General features: G+C 67.6%; 11 protein-coding genes and 1 pseudogene. 11 read left to right on the forward strand and 1 reads right to left on the reverse strand.

Annotated features, from left to right (window positions below):
• The 8 genes and pseudogenes from ACWELQ_RS27025 to ACWELQ_RS27060 all read left to right on the forward strand — a co-directional run.
• Positions 1-919: pseudogene (locus ACWELQ_RS27025) on the forward strand (hypothetical protein); the annotation flags it as partial.
• 13 nt (positions 920-932) lie between these two features.
• Positions 933-1,859, forward strand: coding sequence for a sugar phosphate isomerase/epimerase family protein (locus tag ACWELQ_RS27030; RefSeq protein ID WP_452399854.1), 927 nt, complete (start codon positions 933-935; stop codon positions 1,857-1,859).
• Positions 1,860-1,938: 79 nt separating this feature from the next.
• Positions 1,939-2,835 carry a thioesterase family protein gene (locus tag ACWELQ_RS27035; protein ID WP_452399855.1) on the forward strand — a complete coding sequence of 299 codons (897 nt, stop codon included), beginning with the start codon at positions 1,939-1,941 and terminating at the stop codon, positions 2,833-2,835.
• 27 nt (positions 2,836-2,862) lie between these two features.
• Positions 2,863-3,681 (forward strand): pyrroline-5-carboxylate reductase, encoded by an 819-nt coding sequence (gene proC / locus ACWELQ_RS27040; protein WP_452399856.1) that lies wholly within the window; start codon positions 2,863-2,865, stop codon positions 3,679-3,681.
• A gap of 212 nt (positions 3,682-3,893) precedes the next feature.
• Positions 3,894-4,136 (forward strand): helix-turn-helix domain-containing protein, encoded by a 243-nt coding sequence (locus ACWELQ_RS27045; RefSeq protein ID WP_040813644.1) that lies wholly within the window; start codon positions 3,894-3,896, stop codon positions 4,134-4,136.
• Between the two features lie 197 nt (positions 4,137-4,333).
• Positions 4,334-4,435, forward strand: coding sequence for a 30S ribosomal protein bS22 (locus ACWELQ_RS27050; RefSeq protein ID WP_003402602.1), 102 nt, complete (start codon positions 4,334-4,336; stop codon positions 4,433-4,435).
• Positions 4,436-4,662: 227 nt separating this feature from the next.
• A complete protein-coding gene (locus ACWELQ_RS27055) occupies positions 4,663-5,694 on the forward strand; it encodes an NAD-dependent epimerase/dehydratase family protein (RefSeq protein ID WP_452399857.1) in 1,032 nt (343 codons plus the stop codon).
• 14 nt (positions 5,695-5,708) lie between these two features.
• Positions 5,709-6,713 carry a lysophospholipid acyltransferase family protein gene (locus ACWELQ_RS27060; protein ID WP_452399862.1) on the forward strand — a complete coding sequence of 335 codons (1,005 nt, stop codon included), beginning with the start codon at positions 5,709-5,711 and terminating at the stop codon, positions 6,711-6,713.
• A gap of 67 nt (positions 6,714-6,780) precedes the next feature.
• Here ACWELQ_RS27060 and ACWELQ_RS27065 read toward each other — a convergent pair whose 3' ends face one another.
• Positions 6,781-7,815 (reverse strand): HAD family hydrolase, encoded by a 1,035-nt coding sequence (locus tag ACWELQ_RS27065; RefSeq protein WP_452399858.1) that lies wholly within the window; start codon positions 7,813-7,815, stop codon positions 6,781-6,783.
• A 102-nt stretch (positions 7,816-7,917) separates the two neighbouring features.
• Here ACWELQ_RS27065 and ACWELQ_RS27070 point away from each other — a divergent pair, with 102 nt between their 5' ends.
• The 3 genes from ACWELQ_RS27070 to hemA form a co-directional block, all read left to right on the forward strand.
• Positions 7,918-8,178 carry a glutaredoxin family protein gene (locus ACWELQ_RS27070; protein ID WP_452399859.1) on the forward strand — a complete coding sequence of 87 codons (261 nt, stop codon included), beginning with the start codon at positions 7,918-7,920 and terminating at the stop codon, positions 8,176-8,178.
• A 330-nt stretch (positions 8,179-8,508) separates the two neighbouring features.
• Positions 8,509-9,327 carry a redox-sensing transcriptional repressor Rex gene (locus ACWELQ_RS27075; RefSeq protein ID WP_452399860.1) on the forward strand — a complete coding sequence of 273 codons (819 nt, stop codon included), beginning with the start codon at positions 8,509-8,511 and terminating at the stop codon, positions 9,325-9,327.
• On the forward strand, positions 9,324-9,862 hold a 539-nt coding region (gene hemA, locus ACWELQ_RS27080; RefSeq protein ID WP_452399861.1), incomplete at its 3' end, for a glutamyl-tRNA reductase. The genes ACWELQ_RS27075 and hemA, both read left to right, overlap by 4 nt.

Consider the following 9,862-nt stretch of genomic DNA (forward strand, 5'->3'; position numbering starts at 1 on the left):
GTTCAACCCGGCCGCCCAGCCCTGGGCCCCGCCCGGACCGGAACCGCTGCCGCGCAACGGCCGTCCGGCCTTCGAGCCGCCCCAGGCCGCCGCTCCCGCCGCCCCGCCGATGTCGCGATCGGCCCGCCGGCACGCGGAGGCTCAGCAGGTTCCGCCGCAGTCTCCGCCCGGTGAGCGGCGCGGCGGCGTCGATCACGGTGCGGCCGACGGTCTTCCGGCGTGGTCCGCGCGAAGACGGCCGGGTCGTGACGATCAGCCGGTCCCCGATCAGGCCGCGGTGCCGACCGCCGCGTGGTCGTCGCTGGCGGAGTCCGATCAGCAGCTGCTGTCCGGGGAATCGGTTGCGGGGGATCTGCTCCGTGACGCGCAGAGCCGCGAAGACGAACGCGCCGAGCGGAATTCGCGCAACGGCGGCAAACGCCGCGGCGGCGGTCGCGGTCATGCTCCGGTCGCGCCGGAGCCGGAGCCCGACGACCATCTCACCGACTTCTACGAGCCGCTCGACGACGAGTACGACGAGTACGACGACGAGCCCGGACCCTCGATGGGCGCGCGGCTCTCGGCGTTCACCCGCAAGGCGGGTGCGCTCGGCCGTAAGCCGGAGCGCAAGCCGGCGCCCGCGCGCTCGCGTGCCAAGGGCCGTTCCGACGAGGACGAGAACCGGCGGCAGTGGCTGGTGATCGCGGGCCAGAGCGTGGGCGCGGCGGTCGCGGGCATGTTGCTGTTCAAGGGCTTCGAACGCATGTGGGAAATGCTCCCGTGGGTTGCCCTGGCGTTGGCGATGATCGTGATCCTGGGCCTGGTCGCGCTCGTGCGCGTGCTGCGGCGCACCGATGACATTTTCTCCACTGTGATTGCCGTCGTCGTAGGCGTCTTCGTGACGCTCGGACCGCTAGCCTTTCTACTCAGTACGAACTGAGCAGGGAGCAGCAGTGGGGAATTTCGGGCAGACGCAGGGGGCGGGCGCCGAGAACGGGGCAGGCAGGGAGATCCGGGTCGGGCTCTCGACCGCCTCGGTGTATCCGGAGAACACCGAGGCCGCGTTCCGGTACGCCGCCGAACTCGGTTACGACGGTGTGGAACTCATGGTCTGGGCCGAACCGGCCAGCCAGTCCATTGCCACCGTGCAGCATTTCGCGCACAAATACGACGTCCCGGTGCTGGCCGTGCACGCCCCGTGTCTGCTCATCTCGCAACGGGTCTGGGGGTCGGACCCGATCGCGAAGCTGACCCGCAGCGTCCACACCGCCGAGGCGCTGGGCGCGGCCACCGTGGTCGTGCATCCGCCCTTCCGCTGGCAGCGGCGCTATGCCGACGGCTTCGCGAAACAGGTTGCGGAACTGGAGAATTCGAGCCCCGTGGCGGTCGCGGTGGAGAACATGTTCCCGATGCGCGCCGACACGCTGTTTCGCGGTAGCTCGATCACACGGCTGGAGCGGCGCGGCGGGCCGGGCCCCTCGATCACCACCTTCAGCCCGTCCTACGACCCGACCGATGTCGGCTTCCGGCACTACACCCTCGACACCTCGCACACCGCGACCGCGGGTGTGGATCCGCTGCTGCTGGCGGGTCGCATGGGGTCCGGTCTCACCCATCTGCACCTGGCCGACGGTCGCGGCGCCGCCACCGACGAGCACCTGATTCCGGGGGAGGGCACCCAGCCGGTGGCCGAGCTCTGTGAGATGTTGGTGCACAACGGATTCGCCGGTCAGGCGGTGATCGAGGTGAACACCCAGATGGCTCGCACCACCATGGATCGCGCCGCCATGCTGGATCGCGCGCTGACTTTCGCCCGCACCCATCTCAACGGTTTCACTCCGGCCCCGACCCCGGAGCCGACCGCCGCGCACCGCGGATAGTGATTCATCCCACCGCTGTTCAGGAATGACCGCGCGGTCCGTTTACGCTGTACAAACCACACGGTGGAAGGACAGCTGGATGACAACGGAGTTGACCGTCGAATCGGATTTCACGGGTGAATTGGCGAACGCGCCGTTCAGTCGCGTCTGTCGGGTGACCGAACTCGATTCGGCGACTCCGGAACTCGGCCGCTACGCGGGCCTGATCGAGCCCACCTGGACCATCGGCGACAAGGTGCACGGCGGCACCATCGTCGCGGGCAGCGCGGCCGCCGCCACCGAATGGCTGCGCCGCACCGCCCCCGAGCAGGCCGCCATGTTCCCCATCTCCGCCAGCACGGACTTCCTCGGCGCGCCCGATCCGGGCGAGGTCGCCTACGAGGTGCGCACCCGCAAGCTGGGCCGTCAGATCTGCCTGCTCGACGCGAGCCTGGTCCAGCACGGCCGCACGCTGGTGCAGACCTCCTTCACGTTCAGCCACCTTGACGACTCCGAGCCGCAGTACGCCGACGACCACGCGGGCGATATGCCCGCCGAACCGTCCGCGGACGCCCTCGCCTACGACGAGCGCAACCCCATGGGCAAGCTCGTGCATGTGGCCCAGGGTTCCTCGGTCGCCATCGACCCGAAATGGGCCACCTTCCTGTCCGGCGAGAAGTCGCAACCCCGCCTGCGCTTGTGGATCCGCCCCTTCGACGGCGACGAACGTGACCCCGACGTCTCCGCCTTCTTCGCCATGATGTCCGCCGACATGAGCCCCCCGGTCCCCATGAACCTCGGTCACTTCGGCTGGGCCCCCACGGTCCAGATGACCACCTACCTCCGCCGCCGCCCGGCCCCCGGCTGGCTGCGCGTCATCGCCACCAGCCGTGAAGTCGGCCACCGCATGTTCGACGAAGACCAACTCGTCATCGACTCGACGGGCGCGATCGTCGCCCAGTCCCGGCAGCTCGCCCTGATCCCCCAGCCGAGGTAATCGCCTGTCCCGCTAGCCTTGAAACCCATGACGAGGATTGCGGTAATCGGTGGGGGACGGATCGGGGAGGCGTTGATCGCCGGGCTGCTCGAGTCCGGGCGGGCCAACAAGGATCTGGTGGTTGTCGAGCCTGTCCCGGCGCGCGCGGAGTTGCTGGCCGACCGGTTCGGTATCCGGGCTACCGACAGCATCGCCGAGGCCGCCAAGTCCGCCGATCTCATCGTGATCGCGGTGAAGCCGAACGATGTGGACGGCGTGGTCGCCGAGCTGGGCAAGGCCGAGCTGGGCGACGAGCACGATCAGGTGCTGGTGTCGCTGGCCGCGGGTGTGCCGACCGCGCGCATGGAGTCCAAGCTGCCCGCCGGTTTCCCGGTGGTCCGGGTCATGTCGAACACCCCGATGCTGGTGGGCCAGGGCATGAGCGCCATCGCGGCGGGCCGCTACGCCCGCAAGGAGCAGCTGACCCTGGTCACCGAGATGCTCGAATCGGTGGGCAAGGTGGTGACGGTCGCCGAGTCGCAGATGGATGCCGTGACCGCCGTATCGGGTTCGGGCCCGGCGTACTTCTTCCTGATCGTCGAGGCGATGATCGACGCCTCCGTGGGCCTGGGTCTGACCCGCGATGTGGCAACCCAGTTGGTGGTGCAGACCATGCTGGGCGCGGCCGCGCTGCTGGACGAGTCGGGGCAGTCTGCTCCGGAATTGCGCGGGGCCGTCACGTCGCCCGCGGGCACCACGGCGGCGGGTCTGCGGGAGTTGGAGCGGGGCGCGGTGCGTTCGGCGTTCCACGATGCGTTGCATGCCGCAAAACGCCGTTCCATGGAACTCGGCGCGACCGCGGACTAACGTTGACAGGGCGGGTGTATACGTCCCCGCTTTCCAATACTGCTCGGTTGCTAGTTTGCTGCCGGAGGCCGACTCGCCACAGCAAAGGCTGATTTCTCACACCCGTCGCAGCAATCCCACTGGTCCCGCTAAGCTTCAAGGAGCACGTGCGTGTCTGTTCCGCCGGTGGGGAAGCCGGCGGCGCGGACGTGCCGGAGGTCAGTGACGCGATGATGTCTGGAAACAGTCAAGCGAGGTCCGGAAACAGCCCAATCAACGCCAGCTCGGTCATCGGCGGAGGGACTCAGTTCCTCACCGTCGCCGAGGTCGCGAATTTGATGCGGGTATCCAAAATGACGGTGTACCGGTTGGTGCATTCGGGAGAGCTGCCCGCGGTGCGGGTGGGGCGTTCCTTCCGGGTGCACGCCAAGGCGGTGCACGACTATCTGGAGACGTCCTACTTCGACGCGGGGTAGAACGTCCGGGATAGTCCGACAGCCCCCTCCCGTTTCGTTCGCCGGAGAGTGGCCCGGTAGCATGGACCGGCATCCTGTACGTGCCGGTGGTGCCGCCGGGTCCATCTCGGCCCGTATCGGGTAGGGACTGTGCAGGGTCAGACAGTGTGCACCCCGCGGAAGCGGGGATGACCCGAGAGAACGCGAGGAACAACCCTATGGGTTCTGTGATCAAGAAGCGCCGCAAGCGCATGTCGAAGAAGAAGCACCGCAAGTTGCTTCGCCGCACGCGTGTTCAGCGTCGCAAACTCGGCAAGTAAGCCCGCTGCGTCGTAGCTGGAAGCCCGTCACCGTCGGTGGCGGGCTTTCGTTTTTCTCGGGTGATTGAAGTCATCGTTAGATCCTGGTTAATACCCTTCGAGTGGCACCTACCCGCCGGTTACCCTTGGAGCGCGGGAATACGTGCGGTGACATTTCAAGAGCTTGGGGGCTGCGAGTGGGATCCGGTGCGGCAGGGACCCGAGACGGGCAGGCGCCCAAGGTGGTGATGGTGACCGGTGCGAGCCGGTTCTTCGGCGGCAATGTGGTGGCCCGGCTCGCGGCCGATCCTGCCGTCGAGCGGATCATCGCCGTGGATGCCAAACAGCCCAGCCGGGAGTTGCTGCGCCGCATGGGCCGCGCCGAATTCGTGCGCGCCGATATTCGAAATCCGTTGATCCGCAAGGTGATCGACGGTAATCAGGTGGACACGGTGGTGCATCCCGCGGCACTGTCGCGGCCGCCGTCCGGTGGCGGTCGCGCCGCCATGAAGGACATGAACGTGCTGGGGGCCATGCAGCTGTTCGCGGTGTGCCGCAAGGCTTCCAGCGTGCGGCGAGTGGTGGTGCGGTCCTCGTCCGCCGTTTACGGGTGCAGCGCCAAGGATCCGGTGAAATTCACCGAGGAAATGGGTGCGCGCACGCCGCCGCGCGGTTGGTTCGCGCGGGACATGATCGAGGTGGAGGGTTTCGTGCGCGGGCTCGCGCGGCGTCGTCCCGATATCTCGGCCGCCATTCTTCGCTTTCCGCCGATCGTGGGTCCGCAGTTGGCGAAACGTGGTGTGCAGTATTTCCGTTCGCCGATCACGCCCACCATCCTCGGGCGCGATCCGCGCATGCAGTTGCTGCACGAGGAGGACGGCATCGCCGCCCTGGTGCACGGGGCCATGACGGCCCCGGGTGGCACCTTCAATGTGGCCGGGGACGGCGCCATGGCGTTGTCGCAGGCCATCCGCCGGGCCGGGCGGATCGAATTGCCGGTTCCCTACGCGGTTTTCCGCAGTGTCGGGCGCACCGTGATGGGCCCGGTGATGCGGGAGTTCACCGCGGAGCAGATCGACTACTTCCATTTCGGTTGTGGTCTGGACACCACTCGAATGCGCACCGAGCTCGGATTCCAGCCGCGCTGGACCACGGTGCAGGCATTCGACGACTTCATAGGGGGCGCAGCGTTGCGGCCCGTGATCGATCCCACGTGGATCGACGCCGCAGAGAACAAACTTCTCGGCCTGCTCGGGGCCGGGACGGGAGCACACCAATGAGTGACGTAGCGAAGGTGATCCGACTTCACGATGTGGACTTCGAGGCGCGGCAGAATCGCCCGTCTCGGGTGTGGCCGGCGGGGGAATCGGCCGCGCTGACCCCGGTGACCTCGCTGACCGATCGGCTCGCCGAAGTCGAAGCGCGTCAGCCCAAGTCGCTGGGCGAGTTGATTCGGGGGACGGTCGCCGACGGGGTTCGCTACACCGCCGACTTCGCGCGCCGTCGTCTCACCGGCGATTACCTGGTCGACGAATTCGGTTTGGACGAGCACCTGCTCGAGTCGGTGATCCTGCCGATGCTGCGGCCGCTGTCGGAGCTGTGGTTCCGGGTCGAGGTGGCGGGCATCGAGAACATTCCCGAGGTGGGCGGCGCGCTGATCGTGGCCAATCACGCGGGCACGGTGCCGCTGGACGGGCTGATGCTGCAACTGGCCGTGCACGACCATCACGCCAAGCAGCGCGCGCTGCGCATCATGGCGGCCGACCTGATCTTCGAGACGCCGATCATCGGCGGGCTGGCGCGCAAGGCCGGCCACACCCTGGCCTGCCCCGCCGATGCCGAAAGGCTGTTGCGCGCGGGCGAAGTCGCGGGCGTGTTCCCGGAGGGCTTCAAGGGCATCGGCAAGCCGTACGCGGACCGGTACAAGTTGCAGCGTTTCGGCCGTGGCGGTTTCGTGTCGGCCGCGGTGCGCACGGGCGTGCCGATCATTCCGTGCTCGATCGTGGGTTCGGAGGAGATCTATCCGAAGCTCGCCGATCTCAAGCCGTTGGCGCGACTGCTGGGGATCCCGTATTTCCCGGTGACGCCGCTGTTCCCGCATCTCGGTCCGCTGGGCGCGATTCCGTTCCCGTCGAAGTGGTACATCGAATTCGGCGAACCGATTTCGACCGCCGGATACGAACCCGCGGACGCGGATGATCCGATGACCATGTTCGAGGTGACCGATCAGGTGCGCGAAACCATTCAGGGGACGCTGTACAAGAATCTGATCAAACGCCGGAATCCGTTCACGGGTTAGAGAATTCGAACGAACATACGAATGGCCCGGTCCAATTGGACCGGGCCACTTCGTTTTTCGACTGTTTCTAGCTGGCCTTGGCTTCGCGTTTGCGGGACAGCACCGCCGCCGCAGCGCCACCGGCCGCGCCGAGCGCGAGGGCCGTCGGCACACCGACCTTCGCGGCCTTGCGGCCGGTGCGGAAGTCGCGAATCTCCCAGCCGCGGTTCTTGGCGACCTCGCGCAGATCCGCGTCCGGGTTGATGGCCACCGCGGTGCCGACCAGCGAGAGCATGGGCACGTCGTTGTGGCTGTCGGAGTAGGCGGTGCAGCGCTTGAGGTTGAGGCCCTCGCGGATGGCGAGGGTGCGCACCGCGTGCGCCTTGCCCAGCCCGTGCAGGATGTCGCCGACCAGGCGGCCGGTGAAGATGCCGTCCTCGCTCTCGGCGACCGTGCCCAGCGCGCCGGTCAATCCGAGCCGCTTGGCGATCACCTGCGCCAGCTCGACCGGGGTCGCGGTCACCAGCCACACCTGCTGGCCCGCGTCCAGGTGCATCTGCGCCAGCGCGCGCGTGCCCGGCCAGATCTTGTCGGCGATGATCTCGTCGTAGATCTCCTCGCCGAGCGCGGCGAGTTCGGCGGTCGGGCGGCCGGCGATGAACGACAGCGCCTTCTCCTTGCCGGACGCCATGTCCGAGTGGCTCTCCTTGCCGGTCACCCGGAATTTGACCTGCTTCCAAGCCATATCGACCAGGTCGGAGGTCTTGAAGTATTTGCGGGTGGCCAGGCCGCGGGCGAAGTGCACGATGGACGCGCCCTGCACCATGGTGTTGTCGACGTCGAAGAAGGCCGCGGCGGTGAGGTCGCGGGCGACCGCGTGGGTCGGCGTGTCGTCGTCGTCCCGCAGGGCGAGTTCGGCGTCGTGCAGGGCGAGGGCGGCGTCGGCGCTGGCCTCACCGGCCAGATTGGCGCGGACCTCTTCCTCGCTCGGACCGAAGGGGCTGCGGGTGATGCGATTGAACTGATCCTGCAGATCGGCCAGGCCCTGACCCCAGCGCGGCGCGAACTCGCCGAAGCGTCCCGCGATGAATCCCGCCCCCGGCTCTTTCGAACGTTCCGGCACCAGTACCTCCGCCTGTTAGCGCGAACAAGACAACAGTAACGCTCGGGGGTGACCGCAACGTAGACGCTGATCGACATATCGGGAAGTTGTTAGATGGTGGCTATGAGCGATTCGCCACATGCAGTGACTCTGTTGACTCGTAGCGGCTGTGGACTGTGCGGTACGGCACTCGAACAATTGCGTCCGATCTGCGCGGAGTTCGGCATCGAGGTCACCACCGTGGACGTGGACGAGGCCGCCGCGACCGATCCGGGCCTGCGCGCCGAATACGGGGACCGCCTGCCGGTGGTGTTGCTGGATGGCCGCGAACACAGCTATTTCGACGTCGACGAACCGCGCCTGCGCGCCGACCTCGCGAAATAGGGCGCGATAGGGGCAACTGCGAATGTGCGGCGAGGGGGTCCGCAACCCGAACCCCCTTCGCCGTCCCCTCCGGTGTGTCCCGTAGCGGGTTCGCGCCGAGGAGGGTTGAATGAACCCGGGGCCGGAGCCCGTCGCAAAGTGACTGAATTCACCGACTTTGTGCAGGGCTTCACAAGCGGTTACGGTGGTGGCACGCAACCCGCGTTCATGCGGAAGCGACCCCCTGAACCTGACTCGACCTCGCCTGCAAGGACCGCGATGGTCTCCCGGCGTCGGGTCGACAAAAGAACCCGGACACTCACCCCCGGCCGGACGAGGAGCGCAAGCGACGTGACAGAGCAGCACGAGACGCCGCCGACTGGCGTCTCCAAGGCTCTGCAGAAGGACATCCCGCAGGCCACGGTGGCCCGGCTGGCTACGTACCTTCGCGTGCTCGCCGTACTCGCCGACGACGGTGTAGCCATCGTATCGAGTGAGGAACTGGCTGTCGCGGCGGGTGTCGGTTCGGCGAAGTTACGCAAGGATCTTTCGTTCCTCGGGCCCAATGGCGTTCGAGGTGTCGGCTATGACGTGATCAAGCTGCGCGACCGCATCGAGGATGTGCTCGGCCTGTCCGAGGGACACCGGGTGGTGCTGGTCGGAGCGGGGCATCTGGGCCGGGCGCTGGTCGGTTACGGCGGTTTTCGGCGTCGCGGTTTCGCCATGGTCGGGCTGTTCGACAACGATCCCGAGGTGATTGGCACGGTCGTGTGTGGACTGGTCGTTCGCGATGTGGCCGAATTGGTCGATGCCGTGGCCACTCTGGAGCCGACCATCGCGGTCGTCACCGTGCCGGACACCGCCGCGCAGGGCGTCTGCGATCTGCTGGTGGCCGCCGGTGTGCAGTGCATTCTGAGTTTCTCGGCGCTGGCGCTGGACGCGCCGCCCAGCGTGGAGGTGCGGCGGGTGGATCTCGCGGTGGAGATGCAGCTGCTGTCGTTCGAACGGGCGCGCAGTGCGGAATCGGCCGCCGAGGAAGCGATGAGCGCGGCCGCCTCCGGCGCCGCGAGCGTGGCCGCGGCCGACGTCGTGATGTCCACCCCGATTCGCCGGGTGGCGACGATTCAAACCGCGGACACAACCAGCAAGGGAGCGGTGGTCCAGCCATGAGTGTGCTTCTCGTCGGCATCTCGCATCGCAGCGCACCGGTGGCGGTGCTCGAGAAGATCGCCATCACCGAGACCGACCGGCCGAAGCTGACCGACAAGATGCTGGCCTCGAGCCACGTGTCGGAGGCGATGATCGTCTCCACCTGCAACCGCATCGAGGTGTACGCGGTCGTCGACGCCTTCCACCCGGCGCTGGGCGAGATCGGCGAATTGCTCACCCGGCATTCGGGTCTGCCGCTGCCGGAGCTGACCAAGCACGCGTACGTGCGCTACGCGGAGGCCGCGGCCGAGCACCTGTTCGCGGTGGCCTCGGGCCTGGATTCGATGGTGGTCGGCGAGCAGCAGATCCTCAGCCAGATCCGCGCCGCCTACTCCGCGTCGGACGCGCAGCAGGCGTCCGGGCGCACCCTGCACGAGCTGGCCCAGCACGCGCTGCGGGTCGGCAAGCGAGTGCATTCGGAGACCGGGATCGACCGCGCGGGCGCGTCGGTGGTGTCGGTGGCGCTGGATCGGGCACGCGCGGTGCAGGGTCCGCT

The organism is Nocardia sp. NPDC004722 (assembly GCF_053601505.1).